Origin of the sequence: Alteromonas sp. DY56-G5 (assembly GCF_041414725.1) — a bacterium.
Taxonomy (GTDB): Bacteria; Pseudomonadota; Gammaproteobacteria; order Enterobacterales; family Alteromonadaceae; genus Alteromonas; species Alteromonas macleodii.
This window is the reverse complement of sequence record NZ_JANHZQ010000014.1, coordinates 1-18,619: the sequence shown is the minus strand read 5'-3', so window position 1 is coordinate 18,619 and position 18,619 is coordinate 1. Positions and strand designations below refer to the sequence as shown.

General features: G+C 43.2%; 14 protein-coding genes and 4 tRNA genes. All 18 read right to left on the bottom strand.

Features of this window, described 5'->3' with window-relative positions; all coding sequences use genetic code 11:
- Positions 1–161: 161 nt before the first annotated feature.
- The 18 genes from NO989_RS09100 to NO989_RS09015 all read right to left on the bottom strand — a co-directional run bounded on the left by NO989_RS09100 (position 162) and on the right by NO989_RS09015 (position 18,240).
- Positions 162–2,609 (bottom strand): S8 family serine peptidase, encoded by a 2,448-nt coding sequence (locus NO989_RS09100; RefSeq protein WP_061486592.1) that lies wholly within the window; start codon positions 2,607–2,609, stop codon positions 162–164.
- Between the two features lie 223 nt (positions 2,610–2,832).
- Positions 2,833–3,375, bottom strand: coding sequence for a hypothetical protein (locus tag NO989_RS09095; protein ID WP_014977495.1), 543 nt, complete (start codon positions 3,373–3,375; stop codon positions 2,833–2,835).
- A 108-nt stretch (positions 3,376–3,483) separates the two neighbouring features.
- Positions 3,484–4,101: an ankyrin repeat domain-containing protein gene (locus NO989_RS09090; protein WP_014950839.1), complete on the bottom strand. Its 618-nt coding sequence runs from the start codon at positions 4,099–4,101 to the stop codon at positions 3,484–3,486.
- Between the two features lie 150 nt (positions 4,102–4,251).
- Entirely contained in the window at positions 4,252–5,868 is a 1,617-nt protein-coding gene (locus tag NO989_RS09085; protein ID WP_273070703.1) for a catalase, read from the bottom strand.
- On the bottom strand, positions 5,865–6,041 hold the full coding sequence (locus NO989_RS09080) for a hypothetical protein (protein WP_155279885.1): 177 nt from the start codon (positions 6,039–6,041) through the stop codon (positions 5,865–5,867). The genes NO989_RS09085 and NO989_RS09080 overlap by 4 nt, the downstream gene beginning before the upstream one ends.
- A 273-nt stretch (positions 6,042–6,314) precedes the next feature.
- A complete protein-coding gene (locus tag NO989_RS09075; RefSeq protein ID WP_061486594.1) occupies positions 6,315–7,667 on the bottom strand; it encodes an alkaline phosphatase PhoX in 1,353 nt (450 codons plus the stop codon).
- Positions 7,668–7,838: 171 nt separating this feature from the next.
- Positions 7,839–10,397: an EAL domain-containing protein gene (locus tag NO989_RS09070; RefSeq protein ID WP_371342426.1), complete on the bottom strand. Its 2,559-nt coding sequence runs from the start codon at positions 10,395–10,397 to the stop codon at positions 7,839–7,841.
- Between the two features lie 415 nt (positions 10,398–10,812).
- Entirely contained in the window at positions 10,813–11,997 is a 1,185-nt protein-coding gene (gene tuf / locus NO989_RS09065; protein WP_014977498.1) for an elongation factor Tu, read from the bottom strand.
- Positions 11,998–12,064: 67 nt separating this feature from the next.
- Positions 12,065–12,140: transfer RNA gene (locus NO989_RS09060), tRNA-Thr, on the bottom strand.
- A 7-nt stretch (positions 12,141–12,147) separates the two neighbouring features.
- Positions 12,148–12,222, bottom strand: a tRNA-Gly gene (locus NO989_RS09055).
- Between the two features lie 33 nt (positions 12,223–12,255).
- Positions 12,256–12,340: transfer RNA gene (locus NO989_RS09050), tRNA-Tyr, on the bottom strand.
- Positions 12,341–12,347: 7 nt separating this feature from the next.
- Positions 12,348–12,423, bottom strand: a tRNA-Thr gene (locus tag NO989_RS09045).
- Between the two features lie 109 nt (positions 12,424–12,532).
- Positions 12,533–13,291, bottom strand: a complete 759-nt coding sequence (locus NO989_RS09040) for a type III pantothenate kinase (protein ID WP_061486596.1) — start codon at positions 13,289–13,291, stop codon at positions 12,533–12,535.
- Between the two features lie 147 nt (positions 13,292–13,438).
- Entirely contained in the window at positions 13,439–14,425 is a 987-nt protein-coding gene (gene birA, locus NO989_RS09035) for a bifunctional biotin--[acetyl-CoA-carboxylase] ligase/biotin operon repressor BirA (protein ID WP_039222269.1), read from the bottom strand.
- Positions 14,422–15,453, bottom strand: coding sequence for a UDP-N-acetylmuramate dehydrogenase (murB, locus tag NO989_RS09030; protein WP_278344385.1), 1,032 nt, complete (start codon positions 15,451–15,453; stop codon positions 14,422–14,424). The genes birA and murB overlap by 4 nt, the downstream gene beginning before the upstream one ends.
- Positions 15,454–15,629: 176 nt before the next feature.
- A complete protein-coding gene (locus NO989_RS09025) occupies positions 15,630–17,195 on the bottom strand; it encodes a methyl-accepting chemotaxis protein (RefSeq protein ID WP_371342425.1) in 1,566 nt (521 codons plus the stop codon).
- A 332-nt stretch (positions 17,196–17,527) separates the two neighbouring features.
- Positions 17,528–18,055 carry a hypothetical protein gene (locus NO989_RS09020; protein WP_371342424.1) on the bottom strand — a complete coding sequence of 176 codons (528 nt, stop codon included), beginning with the start codon at positions 18,053–18,055 and terminating at the stop codon, positions 17,528–17,530.
- A gap of 26 nt (positions 18,056–18,081) precedes the next feature.
- The gene (locus NO989_RS09015; RefSeq protein WP_371342423.1) at positions 18,082–18,240 is read right to left on the bottom strand and encodes a hypothetical protein; all 159 of its coding nucleotides are present in this window, start codon (positions 18,238–18,240) and stop codon (positions 18,082–18,084) included.
- Between the last annotated feature and the right edge of the window lie 379 nt (positions 18,241–18,619).

Genomic DNA, 18,619 nt, shown 5'->3' with positions numbered 1-18,619 from the left:
ACAAAAAAGAGGGGCCTTACTTCAGCCACCCCTCTCTAAAAAGTGTGCGAGGGCCGGTTGTGGCATTCAAAACCCTCAGCAGCAGGGATGCTGCTGTGGAGCGCCCATGGATGGGTTTACCGCGTGTTTTGAATGTTACAACCGGCCCTCGCCTCAAAGGACTAAAGTTCTGTGTATTGCGTTAGGATAAACGCGGCTTCGCCTCTTGATACCCCATTTTGTGGATTAAAGAAGGCTTTAAGCGTAGGCTGTAGGTCAAATGGGCCTTGCTCTACTTTTACTTCTACCTGCATTAGCCCTGCAGCCAGTGCTTGTTGAACATAGCCGCGATACTCAGGAGCAATCGCATCGGTGTCTTCAACTTCCACCGCTTCACCAAGAACAATTGCGATAACCTTCTGAGAGTCAAAGCTTTGCGCTGCATCTTCAAGACCTAATGCTTGAACCATTGAGTACGCCATTTCTTCTTTGCTCACCTGCATGTTGCTACCAAAGAAGTCACCATCAGCTTGCATTACGGGCTGCGTATTCATATCTAAATCTCCCAACACCGCACCTGTCGCTGTGGCAGAGTTTACCGCTGCAGCATTTTCTGCACTCACATCGGTGTAGTTAACTGTGTTACCGTCGTTTGTTTGACGAAGGTTTGCACTAAGCGCTAGCGTATCAGCAAGCTCTACACGAGTTAGTGGTGCGTCTGGTGCAAACCCACTTTCTTTTGCATCCATTAGCTCATTAGCAACAACGTATTCAATGAAAGGTTTAGCAGGATGACCTACTGCATCATCAATACCGGTGTAACCTGATGTGACTAACAAGCGAATATTCACATCGTTAGTGCCAGGGATACCCACACCGTTTGTAACACCTAGTGGGTCAACTGACACACCACTAATGCTACCAATTCCGCGGCTATATAGTTTCCATGTACCCGGCATACCCGGCGCAGCTGTGCCAACAGAAGAACCTAAAACAGGTAGGCCGATACCAGAGCCATAACGGTTGCCTGCCGGGTCTTCTAGTACGAACGCTGTTGCCGTTTCAATTGACGCGCTCGCCACCACCATAGATACGTCAGACGTTACTTCAAACTCTTCTACAGGTGACTCACCTACGGGTAGGTAAGTCGTAGGTAGCGTAAAGCTATCGCCTTCAGCAACATTAGCAAATGCGTTAAATTCGCGATTTTTCTTCACGGTATCGCCAAATACTTCTTCACCTTCAAGCACTGCAGTTACCGCAGCATAAGCGTTAACATAACCAGCGCCCACTTCCCACTCGTCCATACCAGCCATTGGTGTTGCGGTTTCCTGAAGAATACGCTTCACATCTTCCCACTGAAGGTTTGGATTCGCTTCTAGCATTAATGCAACAATACCTGACACGTGCGGCGCAGCCATTGAAGTACCGCTAGATACGGTATAAAACGGTAGGTGTTGTGGTTCAATCATTTCCGCGTCGTCAGCTGCACTTAAACCGCCTAGGCTAGACAGTGATGCACGAGCAGAAATAACGTCTACACCTGGCGCCGTTACGGTAGGACGGTCTTCCCACGTGAACACTTCACCATCAACAACCGCTTGTCCGCCTTTTCCGTCGACACCGCGAGAACTAAAGTCAGCTAGCTCGCCTTGCTTGTTGCCCGCAGCCACTGTAATTACCCAAGGTGCTTTTTTGAAGTTACCGGTAATTGTCGATTCGCCTGGGCCTGAGTTACCTGCCGAGAACACGGTAATAATACCGTTGTCTGCCAGTGCTTTAGTCACAACGTTTGTTGGATCATCTGGATTAAATTCTGTACCCACATCGCCAGTGTTACCGAATGAGTTAGAAATAACACGAATGTTGTAATCAAACTGGTGTGTTAACGCGTAGTCGAAGCCACCGATCGTATCTAAAATAAATAGACCTGCGCCCGAGCCATAACCGATGATGTCTGCACCCGGTGCTACACCTGCATGCAAGCCACCGCTCTTGGCGCCATTACCGCCTACTGTGCCTGCCACATGCGTTCCGTGACCGCCTAAAATATCGGTGTTAGATACGTTTTCTTGGTATGTAATCGGTAAAATGCCGCTGTAGCTGTTTAAGTTTACTTGCGCTAAGACGTTTTGAACTACGTGATCAGGGAATGCTAAATCACCGTGTGTGCCGTCAACACCCGAGTCGTTTACTACTACACCAATGCCTTTACCTGATACCGGCATGCCATTTATGCGAATGTCACGGTCAGCCTGTAGTGCCTGTACACCCGTGATTTGGGTAGACTCATGGTTTTCTAGTTCTAGTGGGTCGTTGTTCCACACTGACACCACGTCATCGCGTTGATAAAGCGCTTCAACTTGCTGTTTGTTGGCTAACACACCAACAATAGGCACGTTACGTAGGCTAACACCTCCAGTGATACCTAACGATTCAAGTGCTGTAATTTGTTCTGTTGTGGCAGGTCCCTTACCTTCAAATGTAACAATAACTTGTTGTAGTTCTAGTGGCGAAGCCGCAAGCGCATCAGCCAATGTTTTATCGAAAGTTTTTGCATTCACCATGCTCGCTGGTAGGGCACAAGCAATAGCTACTGATAATACTGTTTTGTTATTAAGGAACTTCATAATACACCTCTCTTTGAGTACCCCTTGAGTATTTAACAACCAAAGAAGCAAAACTATGGGGAGTTCCCCCTATTCGATGTAATTTATAAAAGCGTTGAAAAAGCAGAAACTTAAAAAGAAAAAAGCCCTCACAAAAGGAGGGCTGAAAACACCAACTATCGAGAAACATAGATATGTTGGAGGGAACGAACGAGGTACCAGAAACACATTAACTTAAAAAGGATTACTGTTTGCGCTTTCTCATTGAAGTAAACGCAAACAGAATTAGCATCGCAGTGGCAAAAGAAGCAGGTTCACTCACTTGAGTTGAGCCATTATTAGATTCAACAGTTTTAACTACTTGAAACAAGCCACCCGCACAGCGGTCGCCACCGTCAAAGAAAACACAGGTGTCTGTTTCGCCTAGACCGGCTAAACCTGAGCTAATAGTGAATTCGTAGGGAACGCTTGAATCTTCAATGTAGAACTCAAATCCTTCACCGCTTTCATCACCAAACACACCATTATTTAAATCAACTACTGCAAATTCAGCGATGTCTTCTTCTAGAATGTTGTAAGAGACGTTATCGAACTTTAACTGAAAGAAAAACGATAGCCATGTATTCATATTGAACTGGGTTTCGTTTTCATCAAAGGTGATTTGCCCAATTAAGCTGGTTTGGTCAGCTTCGTCACCTAACACTAATCGTGTGAAATCATAGGTAATTACGCCAGCGAAAGAAGGCATAGAAAACAGAACGAACACAGCGGCAATTAATGACTTCATAGTAAACCCACTTCTAAATTCTTATGGGCTTAGTATTGAACTTAATGCATTGAATACAAATAGGGAGTTCCCCCTAGTTGTATTCAATGCTATCTAATATGACGTGGTTTAATTAGCGTTTTGTTCGCGTAGTACTTTTGCTAGTTCGTAATTACCTTGCGAAAGAGCGATATCCGCTACCGAATTACCCGCTTTATCCATGTGAGCTGGGTTAGCCCCTTTATCGATAAGCGTATTGATAATTTCTTGTCTATCGAAAAGGCTTGCGAACATCAACGCCGTTTGGCCTTGCTCGTTTTCTTCATCTATATCGCAATCGGCAAAAACCAATTGCTTAGCTACACTGACGTGACCTTTAAATATGGCCCCCATAAGTGCGGTGTTTCCGCGGTTGTCTTCTTGACATGGGTTGGCATTAGCTTCGCTGATAAGAAAGTTCACGGTGTCGGTATGCCCATGGTACGCCGCAAGAATAAGTGCGGTGTAGCCTTTTTCATCGGCCACATTAACATCTAAACCGGCTTGATAAAACGCACTCAGCATGGCGCTATCACCTTCCCGCGCTGCATCAAAATAACGTGCTTTCAAGGTCTCCATATTAGGCCTAGTTGCACTTTGTTGAGTATCAGCTTGAGTGGTTGCGTCACTTACCGCACTAGTATAAAAACTGGTGAAGGTGGCAACGACGAACAGCGCTGCCGTAAGTGTTTGCTTTAAAAAAGACATTGTGCCCCCTTACTGGTAAATCTAAATTTGGTTACTACAAAACTGTTTTCAGTAAAGCTGTTACAGAAAGATTGTTAAAGAAGAATTGTTTGAGAAAAATGGGAGTTACTCAACACTGTGATGTAACTCCCAACCCTATTGCTATTTAGCTTATTGCATTAGTGCGGTTAGGCTTTCAGCAACTTGCTTTGCTTTAGCGGCACGTGCAGCTTGCTGTTCCATTAAGTCTTTCGCCGTTTGACGAACTTTAGACATTGGTGCTTTCGCTAATTTTGCTACACCTGCACCGTAGTCTTTATCAGCGTTGTACATATAAGCACTAATAATGACGCGAATTTCTTCTTCAGGCACCGATGCCAACGCACCACCTAAGTTACTAATTAGGTTTTTCTGACCTTCTTTAGTTAGGTTTCTGAAAAACTCACCCGCTTGCTTGAAGTTCTGTTCTTTGTAGAACGGAATTTGTTGCGTCATACCTGCAAGCGGCTTGCTTGAGTAACGGAACGCTGGATCTTCGTTAAGATCAAGACGTCGACTTGGCTGATAATTCACGTCGCGCGCAGTGCTAGTCGTTCGAAGCTGACCATGCTGTTCGTGGTTATTAATAACCGTATTTTTAGGCGCATTAACCGGAATGCGGTACGCGTTTACACCTAGGCGATAGCGCTGTGTATCAGCATACGAAAACAAACGACCTTGAAGCATTCTGTCTTCTGACGGCTCAATACCAGGAATTAAATTGCTTGGTGCAAATGCCGCTTGTTCAGTTTCTTCAAAGAAGTTATCTGGTACACGATTAAGCACTAGACGACCAATCTTTTTAGCCGGCACAAGCGATTCAGGCCAAATCTTAGTGGTATCAAGTGGGTTAAACTCAAAATCATCCAATTGCTCTGGCTCCAGCTCTTGTAAATAAAGATCCCAAGACGCTGTTTCACCTTTTTCACCAATTCGCGTGTAGATGTCGGTAGTATGCGGCTGCATATCCATTCCCTGCACTTTCATGGCTTCTTCATTGGTAAAGTTCTTTATTGGCTGGTTCGACTTCCATGTGAACTTCACGTACTTGTAATTACCTTCGTCATCAACAAACTTGAAAGCATGTACACCTGAACCATCCATATTTAGATAGCTTGCCGGTGTGCCGTAGTCAGAGAAAAGCATAGTTAACGTGTGCGTTGACTCTGGTACGTGCGAGAAAAAATCAAAAATGCGCTTAGGCTCTTGCTTGTTCGTTACCGGCGATGGTTTAAATGCATGCACCATATCTGGGAACTTGATTGCATCGCGAATAAAGAAAACCGGGAAGTTGTTGCCGACGAGATCCCAGTTACCTTGTTCAGTGTAAAACTTCACTGCAAAGCCACGCGGGTCGCGCAGCGTCTCAGGTGACAGATGACCATGTACTACCGATGAAAAACGAACAAAAACGTCGGTCTTTTTACCCGCTGATTGAAACGGCGCAGCCAGTGTTTCATCTGAAAGGTCGACCAGGTTTTCATAATACCCATATACGCCTGTACCACGTGCGTGAACAACGCGCTCAGGAATACGCTCGCGGTCAAATGCCGCTAGCTTTTCAATAAGGTGCGAATCTTGTAGTAAAACCGGTCCCCATGGGCCTGCTGTTTGCGAGTTTTGATTATCGCCTACGGGGGCACCATTTTGACGTGTTAGTGTATCGGCGCTTACGCCTAAGGTAAGCATACTGGCAGCTACGCCGCCTAGGACAAACTTAGTTAACGTTGATTTCATTGAGGTTCTCACAGCTGTACTCCCACATGAAGGTTGGTACGAGGTTTAGGGGCTTTGACTTCTACGCAAACTTGGTCGCCATAATAGTTATCAGCGTAATTGCATTGCGTTCGAATGGGTTGATTAGTTGTGGAGGAAACACGGTGGCTATTCGCCGTTGTTAGCTTTTTTAATAGTGCGCTCATTTGGCTCTCCTTCTTAAGTTGAGAGCATTATCATTAATTGAACAAAACTATTAAAACGGGTTAAAACGATTCAAATAATTAATTTATTTGATTGTAAAGATGCTAGCTAATTGAGAAAAGGTATGAAAGTAAGTAAATGATGCGTGACGAAAGAAAGGTTGATAGAAATTTGCAGTTCACACTTGGGGGATAACGGCGCCATTTTAAAGTAATGAGAATAAATGACGCCAGTTTTCTAGATAACCGTAATATCTGGTCTCCAACCTCTGATCTCTAACCTTCAAGCCATGGCCCGGTTATAGCTAAGGTCTTCGTTGGAGAGTAAATATTCACGAAAAGCGTATTGCCGTCGGGCGAGAAACACGCGCCGGCAAGTTCAGTTTGCGCATGGAGCTTTGCAAAGTTATACACTTCTCCATTTGGTGTAACACCGCGTAAATGATTATCAACAATGTCGGTATATTGGTCTTCGCACACCAATAGATGCCCGTTTGGACATACGGTTAGGTTATCGCCGAAGTTATATAAGTTCTTGTCTTCACTTTCTAAAAATAGCTGCAGCTTGTCCTGTTTACCATCAGCAGAAGGAACAAGTTTCATCACCTGACCGAGCTGCTTTTGGCCACCATTAGTACAGCAAAAATAAAGCTCATTTTCACCCCAATGTATACCTTCACCGCGAGCGAATAAGGCAGCACCTTTCTCATATCCTCTAGCGCGTAAGTCATCGTTCGGGCTTTCTGGGTTGTCTAATACTATCCACTCAACGTCGAACCACGTCGCCAATGGCATAGTTGTGGAACTCCAATTACGTGTATCAAACTGAGGTTTGTTTTTTACTACCAGAGCTTCTAATTGGCCGCCAGCTGCCAGGTTAGCGTACTCGTTAGGCACAAAGCGATATAGCAAGCTGTCACCCTGATCTTCAGTCAGGTAAACAATGCCTGTTTTGGGGTCAACACATGCCGCTTCATGGTTAAAGCGCCCCATTGCTTTAAGTGGTTTAGCTTCAATGAGTGAGTCAGCATTTGCAGGTACTTCAAATATGTAGCCGTGATCTTTGTTTACTACATCGCCGTTCGGGCCATGAGGTCGGTCTACTGACTCTTCACACGTTAGCCACGTGCCCCAAGGCGTAATGCCGCCCGAGCAGTTTCTTACCGTTCCAACAAGACTGATAAACTCTCGCTCTACCATTTTGGTGGTAAGGTTATACACCATGGTTGTGGTGCCGCCTGGTAAAGCTACCCCACTATGATAGTTGTCATAGGCCAACTCGCTAGTATGCATTTGAATAGACTGTGGCTGAGCACTTAAGTGTTTGGGGTGCAGTTCGTGGTTACGTATTAGCGCAACTTTGTCGCTACTGCCTTCTACAGGCAAACAACCCATGCCATCCGCTCTGTCAGGTACATGCAAACCATCAGACATGCTATTTCCAAGGCTTGATATAACCTTATAGCTAAAGCCTTTAGGTAAATCGAGCAGCTTTTGAGGGTCGGCGACTAGTGCACCATAGCCTTCACTAATCGGCATAGACGCCAAATTTATTTTCTTACCAAAAGCACTGGTCGCTAGGCCACCAAATGCCAAAGAGCCTACTAAAAACTGGCGTCGTGTTATCATCAAAGTCTCTCACAGCACTAAATTCAAAAATTATAACTCGGTATTGTTACAGTATGACAAAAGGAGCTTATAAAACTTACAAGAAAGCCGCTTTTTCAGGTGAAAAAGAGAACCTAGAACACGATCAAGACTGGCTAGCCAATAGCGGATAATTGCAAACTTTCTTTAAATTTAGGGTAGTTTTGTGTTTTCATTGATTCCCGCCCAATGTGCTTCCGGTTCAGGCCTTGAGAAGTAATAGCCTTGAAATTTTCCACAGCCTTTACCTATTAGGTATTTTAGCTGCTCTTCACTCTCTACACCCTCTGCAATACATGTGACATTCAGTGCTTTGGCCATTTCAATAATTGCATCAACAATCTGCGCCGCTTTTCCATCAAAGTCTTTTCCTATGTCGTCCACAAAGTACTTATCTATTTTAAGCTCACTGATTGGGAGAACTTTCAGGTATGCAAGACTGGAATATCCGGTACCGAAATCATCAATTGAAAAGCGAAAGCCGAATCTTGCGAGTTCAAGCATGGTTTCCTTAACCAGCTCAATATCCACCACTAAAGCGGTTTCTGTTAATTCCAGCATTAACATGTGAGGTGGAATACCGTATTGATTTACGCGAGAAAGTAGCGAATTTATAAAGTCAGGCACAACTATTTGTCTAGCGCTTATGTTGATCGCAATACTGGTATTTAAACCGCTTTTCACGAAGTTACTAATAACGCTCAGCGTTTTTCTTAAAACTATGTCACCTATTTCGCAGATAGCGTAGCTCTCTTCGGCAATAGGAATAAATTCACTTGGGCTTACTGGACCTAACTCTTTCGAGTACCACCGCACCAACGCTTCGAAAGAAGAAACCGTTCCATCATGAGTAACTTGAGGCTGAAGTACTATTGATAATTCATCGCGTTCTATCGCTTGTTCAAGCTTAGATTTTATATCTAAATAACGGTCGAACTCTTTAAACCCATCCTCTGAAATATGACAAAGACCAAAAGGTGCCGACCTTTTTGCCCTTTTAACAGCCTGTTCGATTACATTGATGATTGACTCAAAGCTTTGACCTTGCGGGTTAAAGATAGCACTGCCAAGTGACGCAGTAAGAGACCATTTCACTGAATTTATGACAATATCGAAATGACGTGGACTAAGGAGTGCGCTTTCCACTAAGTTCGCATCAAATTTATGAAGGTCTTCTTTTATGTACGTTTTTTTAGACAGTACGACAAAACTATCACCGCCATATTTAAAAATTTCATAATCGTGGCCGATGACGAAAAGCAACTGCTCTGCAATCTTTCTTATAGCATAGTTGCCGTTACCAAAGCCGAAACGCGTATTGATTTGCGCCATATTATCGATATCTAACAACAAAATATGTATATATTCTTGCTTTAACGATGCGCGTAACATCAAGTCTTTAAAGCGTTGATGGAACCACTGCTGATTTCGAAGGCGGGTAACAGAGTCAGTATAAGCGAGGTTATAAATGGTATCCTGCGCTTCTATACGTTCACTAATATCCCGTATAACACCTATAAATCCCCTTTCACCCTGGTCAAAACTCTCCGACAATGACAATTCCATCTGGAATATATCGCCGTTTTTTCGCTTAGCCGGAAGCTGACGACCTACTCCTATAATTTTACCTACCCCAGTCTCCATATAATTGCGCATATAAAAAGCATGGTTAGACGCATAAGGTTCTGGCATTAGAATCTCTACAGACTGAGCGATTAACTCCCTTCGCGTGTAACCAAACGTTTTAAGCGCAATGTCGTTACAATGTGTGATTGTGCCCTTGACGTCGATACTAAATACAGCATCATTGATATTATTCAAAATATTTTGAATTTTCATCGCTCGCTCTTCATTGAGAGTAAGCGCGGTTTTATATTCAGTAATATCTTCAAATGCACCGAAAAGACGCTTCACTGCGCCATTCTTATAAAGCTCCGCTTTCCCAGAGGCTCTTACCCATCGAATAGTGCCTGACGAATCGATAATTTTGCACTGAATGTCATAGGGCTGTTGGTGAAAACGGAGGTTATCAAATGCGAGCGTTAACTCCTCAGTATATCCCGGGGCGAAAGAGTTGATGGCTTTTTGGACGTTTATGGCACTACCGACTGGTAAACCGAAGATACGGTATGTCTCTGATGACCATATTAACTTTTCAGTTTCAGGATAAAACTCCCATGACCCTGTTTTCGACATACGGCTTATTTCATCAATAAGGCTTAGGTTACGCGCGGTTTTTATTGCGAAAAAGTCCTTCTGCAGTTGTGTAGAAAACAACTTAGCTTGAAGTGAGAAAACTTGTAACCACTCATTGATGTCATGCTTGGGAGTGTTAAAAATAGCAACGAGTAAACCAATATCTTGGTTTTTCTCATTAAAGAGGCCCGCGCCTAAATACGCTTGCGCATTAAGCTCACTGAGGGTTTGATCATCGGGAAAATGCTCGCAAATGTCCGACTTGTAACCACACGCTCCAGTTAGCAAGACAGTTTCACAAGGCGAACCCTTCAGGTCATATTCAATTTGTGAAATTGGAGAGTCGTGCGCAAGCCCTACTAATACGGAAATTTTATCCGCTTTTTTGACGCCTAAAAAGAGATAGTCAGCGTGAAGTAACTCATTAAACCCTAATAAATCTTGCTCATAAGCACTACGATTTTCCAAAACAATTGTGCTGAACTCCGATTCATTTAAAACTGACTCGAATGACATTACTTATAAAACCTTGTTAAAACATTAAAATGGAGTTTGCCACTTCGCACTGACGGAAAAAAGGCAGGACGATAATAAGTTTCAAATTTATCAATGCCTAAGCATAGCTCAACTTGCGATTAAGGCTAGCCTCGAACCTAGTCATTTTGAAATAAGTTTGTCCGCTTCCCCATAAAACCCACTGGGCCTTAAGTTATTTCTGTATTAGAGAGTGGGTGCTGTGCCCTCTGAAACTCTACAACGCAGGGGGGGGTGTCGAAGCTCTAACTTAAAAAGAAGGGTAAGTTTACGGCGTGTTTCCTTCTCTCCCCAAAGCTTTCTGTTATGCAGATTGCGAGGGAGTGACGTTCTAAATCGCAGGCATAAAAAAGCGCACCTAAGTGCGCTTTTCTTGGCTTGTGTTGCTAAGTCTAGATTAGTCTAGGATCTTAGATACAACACCAGCACCTACTGTACGACCACCTTCACGGATTGCGAAACGAAGACCTTCTTCCATCGCGATCGGAGCAATTAGCTCAACTTTGAATTTAAGGTTGTCACCAGGCATTACCATTTCTACGCCTTCTGGAAGCTCTACAGCACCAGTTACGTCAGTTGTACGGAAGTAGAACTGTGGACGGTAGCCTTTGAAGAATGGAGTATGACGGCCACCTTCATCTTTAGATAGTACGTATACTTCTGCTTCGAAGTTAACGTGTGGAGTGATTGAACCAGGCTTAGCTAGTACTTGACCACGTTCAACTTCATCACGCTTAGTACCACGTAGAAGAACACCAACGTTCTCACCTGCACGGCCTTCGTCAAGAAGCTTACGGAACATCTCAACACCAGTACAAGTAGTCTTAGTAGTGTCTTTGATACCTACGATTTCTACTTCTTCACCAACCTTGATGATACCTTGCTCAACACGACCTGTTACAACTGTACCACGGCCTGAGATTGAGAATACGTCTTCGATTGGAAGAATGAACGGCTTGTCGATTGCACGCTCTGGCTCTGGGATGTATGAATCAAGCGCTTCACCAAGCTCGATGATTTTCTTTTCCCACTCTGCGTCGCCTTCAAGCGCTTTAAGAGCTGAACCTTGGATAACTGGTAGGTCATCACCTGGGAATTCGTATTCGTTAAGAAGTTCACGAACTTCCATTTCTACTAGCTCTAGAAGCTCTTCATCGTCAACCATGTCACACTTGTTCATGAATACGATGATGTAAGGAATACCAACCTGACGACCAAGTAGGATGTGCTCACGAGTCTGTGGCATAGGGCCATCAGTCGCAGCAACTACTAGGATACCACCGTCCATCTGAGCAGCACCAGTGATCATGTTTTTAACGTAATCAGCGTGTCCTGGGCAGTCTACGTGTGCGTAGTGACGAGTAGGAGTGTCATATTCTACGTGTGAAGTAGAAATGGTGATACCACGTGCTTTCTCTTCAGGCGCGTTATCGATTTGATCGAAAGCCTGTGCGTTACCGCCGTAAGTTTTAGAAAGAACTGTAGTGATAGCTGCAGTTAGGGTAGTTTTACCGTGGTCAACGTGGCCGATTGTACCCACGTTTACGTGGGGTTTCGTACGTTCAAACTTTTCTTTTGCCATTTCTATTATCCCAGCAAAGTTACATTAAAAAATTTAGAAATTTTACATGAGCTGGGGAGAAATAAACTGGTGCTGATAGGCAGATTTGAACTGCCGACCTCACCCTTACCAAGGGTGCGCTCTACCAACTGAGCTATATCAGCACTGATTTGGAGCGGGCAGCGGGAATCGAACCCGCATCATCAGCTTGGAAGGCTGAGGTAATAGCCATTATACGATGCCCGCAATCCTAATTCTCTGGCCACCTCATAGAGAAAGTGGTGGAGGGGGCAGGATTCGAACCTGCGAAGGCTGAGCCGGCAGATTTACAGTCTGCTCCCGTTGACCGCTTGGGTACCCCTCCAGATTGATGGTGCCGACTGCCGGAATCGAACTGGCGACCTACTGATTACAAGTCAGTTGCTCTACCAACTGAGCTAAGTCGGCACTACATCAAGTGGGTGCGCATTCTAGAGTATTGTTTAACTCTGTGCAAGTGTCTTTTTGAAAATTTTTCAATTTTCTTTTTTGACCAATTTTTCAACTAATCAAAAACTTACGTCGATGTTCCCTTTAGAAGTTCACTTCGAGCGTAGCGGGCAAGACCCTGCATCACCAAATGAGCGAGGCGCATGTTATCAGCAGATTTTAAGAATGCAAACACTTTTTTGTCTCCACCCCCTAAAATTATGTCAAATTCGGTTTGTTTGCTTGATATGTAATCAACTGCGCTCAAATAAACACCATATAGGGCAGCATGACACCCTGTTGCCACACAATCTTCTGTATCGGTCCCCACTCCAAAGGTGGTCGGAATTTCATCATTCGCGAATACTTTTTTAGTTGAAGCAACCAATGCATTACGCATTACTTGAAATCCAGGTATGATCCAACCGCCTAAATGTTGACCATCCACCACAAAATCAACCGTTATTGCCGTACCTACATCCATAACAAAAAATGCTTTTTTTGACTTTTCTGCAGCACAGACCATGGCGAGCCATCTATCAACGCCCATTTTTTGAACATTCGCGTAACTATTTTTTATGCCGAAGGCTTCTTTCTCGGTGTGCTTTTCTACAAAAATAATATTTCGCTCGTTACACATGGCGGATATTTCATCAACCAGCTCCTGATTTCTTACTGAAGCTATATATAAATGGGAAATTTTTTTCTGAGAATCAATAAAAGAGAAAAGAGAATTGGCATCTTCACATGCATTAGGCTCTTCTTCTGCATGACAAAGCAGTGAATATTTTATTCGGGTGTTACCGATATCCACTAATATGACGTGGTTTTCTTCAATGTTGTTCATATTTTTGGTTTCAATCGCAAAGCAATGCGTAAAACGAACGGATAAAATGCTATTTAAAAATCACAAAGATGAACTACGAAGTACTTTTATTATAAAAATGGTCAAAATCTTCGTAGCTCAGCTATAAAGCAAAACAAAAATAAAAAGTTAATTGCCTCTAAGGCTAACTTCGCCGCCGTGGAAACGGGTAATACCGTCTTGCGTTTCAACAAGAAGCGCGCCGCTGGCGTCCACTCCCCTATCAATTCCGGAAAAACGCTTCTCACCCATTTGTAAAACAATGCGTTTATCGGCGTACAAGTCGAGCGCTTCCCAATATGCTGTGAATGGCCCGAAGCCCTGCTGGGTAAATTTAGGTAAATAAGACCATAGCGATTTAATTATTTCTGCAGCTAATGCATTTCTATCTGGGATAGTGCCCAAATATGACGCAAGATCGCTATGAGGCTGACCAACATCGTACTGATTATCGGGTACGCAAACATTCAAACCTATGCCGATAACACTATGCGCCGTAGCGCCTATTTGCCCTTCTACTTCAATAAGTACGCCCGCAAGCTTTTTACCTTGCAAATAAATGTCATTCGGCCATTTAAGCTCGGCGTCTTCTACGCCAAATTCTTTAAGTGCATCGCAAACAGCCAAGCCCACCAATAAGGAGAGCCCAGCCATACTCTGATAGCCGTCGGGAAAAGACCAGTACATAGAAAAAGTTAAGCTTCCGCCAACTGGCGCTAACCATGAACGGCCGTGTCTACCGCGTCCATCGGTCTGAATTTCAGCAAAAACGACATCGCCGTTTTCAAGATCTTCTCGTTTGCTGGCAATACGCTTCTTCATTTCCGTATTGGTGGAAGGTAATACTGATTCCACATCAATAACCGCTCGTTTTGTATTGCCTAAATGACGTTTAATGCTGTCGGCGCTTAACAATGGAAACCCTCGTTCTAAACGGTAGCCTTTACCTTTTACTTTAAATACATCTAATCCCCAATCGGCGAGTTGGGAAATATGCCCTGCAACTGCTGTGCGCGAAAGGCCCACTTGCTGTGCAATGGTTTCCCCTGAGTGAAACTGGCCGTCGGACAACAAAGCGAGTATATGTTTTCTTATAGCTTTTGATGCTTGTCTCATAGCGAAATAAGTCCTTTGCTTCCTAATAAGCGCACTTCTGGCTCAAGCTGTATGCCGAACTTACCCTGTACGCTTGCTATGATATCTTTTGCCATGGTTATTACATCGTTTCCGGTGGCACCACCTAAGTTAGTAAGTACCAATGGCTGTGTAGGGTGGCATCGTACTTTATTCAAAGTCTTGCCCTTAAAACCTGCCTGGTCGATAAGCCACGCGGCAGGAATTTTTATTTGTTCTTTTTCAGTGGCTGGCAGCTCAACACCTCCGTGCACCACAAAATGGGGCACTGAATCATACCCTTGTGCGATCGCTTGAAACACAGCTTTTGAAACCACTGGGTTTTTGAAGAAACTTCCTGCATTGCCTAGCTCGGCAGGATCGGGAAGTTTGCTCTTCCTAATTTCTATTACCTTACTATACACCTCTTCTGGTGTAGGCTCAGTGAGTGCCGCTAGTTCGCCATAGCTGGTCTCGAGTTCGTAGTGCTTGGGCAGTTTAAAGTTTACATGAGTGATTAGCACTTTGTTCGCTAGTGCATGCTTGAACACACTGTCTCTATAGCCAAATTGACAGTCTTCATTGCCCAACAATACCTGCTCGCCGGTTTCAAGAAATACACACTCTACTTTGTCGATTAACGTATTCACTTCTCGTCCGTACGCACCAATATTCTGAATTGGGCATGCGCCTACTGAGCCAGGTATTAAGGCGAGATTTTCGAAACCATACCACTTCTCTTTCATACACAAAGTGACGAAGTCATGCCAGTTTTCACCTGCACCTACACGTAAGTAATGGTGACTTTCAGTATCAAAATGGCTTATTCCCTTAATCTCGTTAACCAGAATTGTACCGTCAAAGTCGTCAGTGAAGACTGAATTGCTTCCACCGCCTAATATATAAATGGCTTTGTTATTGTTTTTAGAAGTTTTGAAGATAGACAGGAATGAAGTAATGTCGCTAAACGACTGGATAGAATCACAAGAAGCGGCGAGGCCAAATGTGCTGTATGGTTGTAGTGAAGGCATAGAGTTTTACGAACTGCGAACAATTCGCTAATGGTAGGGTAACGAAGCAGCAAATAAAAGCGCAAAGAAGGAATAATATTGTTGCCAATATTGCTAAGCGCTATGGCATCACCACTTTTATTCCTTAAAGTAAGAAAACGGAAGCAAGCGCTTATACGTTGATACAGAGAACTTACTTACTGTTCTTTGGCTTTATAACCAATACGAAACCCTCCCCAATGTTTACCGTTCACATATATCGGTGCAGATAGATCGTGCATGACCTCACCTGTATCTCGCTTGTAAGTTTGTAGCAAGAAAGTAGAGGTATTGCTGCCACAACGACTTCCGGTTTTGTCATCGAATATCCGTTTCGTTCTGTTATTTGCTAAATCCGTATCGTAGTTACCAGTAAGGGGCTGACTAAATTTCTTGTTGTGGGTAGGAAAGTAACCATTTATGTCAACTGCGCCGGCATAAATAATGAAACTATGTGTTTCTAATAAAGGTTCTTGGATAGCGGGAAGTACGTCGTCGGTGAACTTATCAAAAGGTGTCGTGTGCTTTATAGGATTAGTGTTCGGTATAGGTGAATAGTCAAAATTAAACAGCTTTGCTTCCGATATTTTCCCTTCTGAAATCGCTTGCTCGAAACGCTTTCCAACAGTTTTAGCTGCATTTACTGCAATGTCTCTAACTTCGCTGTTTCGATCATTTACGTCGAAGCTTTCCAGCAGCCTGAAAATATCTTCAGCTTGACTACTCAGTGATAGCGCCTGAGTAGAAACATCAGTGAGGTCGTGCTCTAATTTTTCGGTCGTCGTGTGCAACTGAAGTATATTGGTACTTATACCTGCGCTATGTTCTGCATTATTTTCTACCATTGCTTGCATAGCGCCCATCGATTCCCGGGCTTTTGTAGAGAGCATACTGGAGTGTGAGATAGCTTCTTCGCTCTCCTTTAATTTCACATTCATCTTATCACTAGAGTTAAGCACCGTTTCCATAGTAGCCACTGCGGCCTGGCTACTTGTATTCATATCCTGCAGCAAACTTTCAATTCCTGAGGTGGCATCGGTTGTTTTCTTGGCAAGCTCTCGTACTTCATCAGCAACGACGGCGAAACCACGTCCTTGATCTCCCGCTCTTGCAGCTTCAATAGCCGCATTAAGCGCTAGCATATTTGTTTGATCGGCTAATTGGTTAATGGTGTTTGTTATTGTACTTATTCCCTCGGCCTTACTTTTTAATGTAGTAAGCGCTTCAGATGACGCATTTATGTTTTTAACCAGCTGCTGTTGCTGGCTTAATACTTCTTTTAACGACGTACTCCCGAACTGCGTTTTCTCGTCAGATTCATTCATAGAAGATGCAGCATTCTTGGCAAGATCATCTAACTGAGTTGAGGAGACTTCTAACTGTTGGAGTCTACCGCTCATCTCGCCGATGTTCGCGACTTGCTCATTAAATGCTTTTGATAACTGTTCTAAAAAGAAAGAGATAGAAGCACCACCAATTGCAATGTTACTCGCGGCATGACTAACTTTCGTTGCATCATTGCTGTGTGCACTGTTCTTATAATCGTCAGTTAGAACAATTTTACTAGCGGCTATATTTTGGTTTTGAAATACCTTCTCAATAATAAAGGCCGCGAAAAGGATAGTAAGAAACGTAGCAACTGTAGAGATTAGTAGATGTGAAGTAACAAAAGACATCACTACATTAACGAGACCAGTAATAACAGCTAAAACTAAATACTTCATCAGGCGCACTTAACATTTCATTAACACCTTAAAAATGTAAAGCGTTTTAAACCAATTATCCATAAGCGGATAGTATTAGTTATGGGGTCAGAGTACTTTATTAAGTGAGCACTGTATTCATTAGCAAATGAAATAAACGCTTCAAGGTACGAGTTGTCAGATTAATGAAGTGAGTAGATTGACTCTCCCCCATTAGTAATGGGGTCAGAGTACTTTATTGGCTGAGTATTGTATTCATAGTAAATAAAATAAACACTTCAAGGTACATGTTGCCTCACTCGTAAGGAGTGTACTTTACTTGGACTCTATCGCTTATAAACGCTTTTTTATTACTAACTGTTATCTGGTACTAACTCGTTAAGGTGCAAAACCATCCAACCGTTAATATAAATATTTCGAGGCCGCCTAGCATCGTAAATGGCACCAGAAGTAACCAAGTCATTTACTTTTGTTTTGCTAAGCACAAGGTTATCAACACGATAGTAATTGCGTAGTAATAACGTTTTATCAAATTTCGCATGTTGACTCGGCGAGACAGGTGTTGTGTGAGCAATGTTTCCGACTTTAAAAGTAAGAGTATCATCATCAACACTAAGTAATTTCAGGGGGACGTAGCGAAATCGAGCATCCGATGAAGGGTCTATAGCTCTATAGTCAATATAGAAAAAGTCGTTTTTCTGAGGATTATCTAAGACCCGCACTTTTTCACTATTTTCAATAAATGCATTACCAACAAAGAAGAATGCTATTAGAAGAAAGCAAACAAGTTCTGCATGCTGCTTTAATAGAGCGGTCAAAGGTTCAAGTTGAAAATTCCCTCGCAAGTAAGCTGGGTTATTATTGAATGGTAAGGCTGACATACAAACTTCCTAGCTGTTTAGTGTTTTTATACCATACCGATTATTTTTCTACCTGTCGCTTTTTCTATACATTCAAACAAGTCCACAGCATTGATCCCTCGAATAATGGGGTCAGAGTACATTTCTCCAAAAAGGCATGCTAAAGAGTTAAAGTGCTTCTCCCACACTGTTATGAAATCACGCATAGTTAAATTCATTTTCTCATAAAAGTACTCTGCCCCCTTTATTATCTTTAGCTGCTTAAATGTGTAAGCTATTTGTGCAATGCGACCTAGCACTGCCTAAGCATTAAAAGCGGCCTAAAAGTAACTCGCCTTAATTCTGGGGTCAGAGTAGATTGTTACTTCTCTAAAAAATGGAGGTTAGAGTACATTTCTCTGAATTAGCTGCACTTAGGGATAAGGGAATAACTATTGTGTCCTGATGTTTAAAGCAATAAAGTACTCTGACCCCAATTTGAGGTTTTGCTTGGGGTGAGCGGGGATTAATACCAATTGCATTAATTAATTGACCAACTTTATCCACTCTCTCCAACAGAGATTTTTGACTCGTTCAACATCCGCA

What these genes read in the sequence shown, in the direction of transcription:
- NO989_RS09100 (WP_061486592.1), bottom strand. Translation starts at nt 2,609, where the DNA reads ATGAAGTTCCTTAATAACAAAACAGTATTATCAGTAGCTATTGCTTGT.
- NO989_RS09095 (WP_014977495.1), bottom strand. Translation starts at nt 3,375, where the DNA reads ATGAAGTCATTAATTGCCGCTGTGTTCGTTCTGTTTTCTATGCCTTCT.
- NO989_RS09090 (WP_014950839.1), bottom strand. Translation starts at nt 4,101, where the DNA reads ATGTCTTTTTTAAAGCAAACACTTACGGCAGCGCTGTTCGTCGTTGCC.
- NO989_RS09080 (WP_155279885.1), bottom strand. Translation starts at nt 6,041, where the DNA reads ATGAGCGCACTATTAAAAAAGCTAACAACGGCGAATAGCCACCGTGTT.
- NO989_RS09075 (WP_061486594.1), bottom strand. Translation starts at nt 7,667, where the DNA reads ATGATAACACGACGCCAGTTTTTAGTAGGCTCTTTGGCATTTGGTGGC.
- NO989_RS09070 (WP_371342426.1), bottom strand. Translation starts at nt 10,397, where the DNA reads ATGTCATTCGAGTCAGTTTTAAATGAATCGGAGTTCAGCACAATTGTT.
- tuf (WP_014977498.1), bottom strand. Translation starts at nt 11,997, where the DNA reads ATGGCAAAAGAAAAGTTTGAACGTACGAAACCCCACGTAAACGTGGGT.
- NO989_RS09040 (WP_061486596.1), bottom strand. Translation starts at nt 13,291, where the DNA reads ATGAACAACATTGAAGAAAACCACGTCATATTAGTGGATATCGGTAAC.
- birA (WP_039222269.1), bottom strand. Translation starts at nt 14,425, where the DNA reads ATGAGACAAGCATCAAAAGCTATAAGAAAACATATACTCGCTTTGTTG.
- murB (WP_278344385.1), bottom strand. Translation starts at nt 15,453, where the DNA reads ATGCCTTCACTACAACCATACAGCACATTTGGCCTCGCCGCTTCTTGT.
- NO989_RS09025 (WP_371342425.1), bottom strand. Translation starts at nt 17,195, where the DNA reads ATGAAGTATTTAGTTTTAGCTGTTATTACTGGTCTCGTTAATGTAGTG.
- NO989_RS09020 (WP_371342424.1), bottom strand. Translation starts at nt 18,055, where the DNA reads ATGTCAGCCTTACCATTCAATAATAACCCAGCTTACTTGCGAGGGAAT.
- NO989_RS09015 (WP_371342423.1), bottom strand. Translation starts at nt 18,240, where the DNA reads ATGCGTGATTTCATAACAGTGTGGGAGAAGCACTTTAACTCTTTAGCA.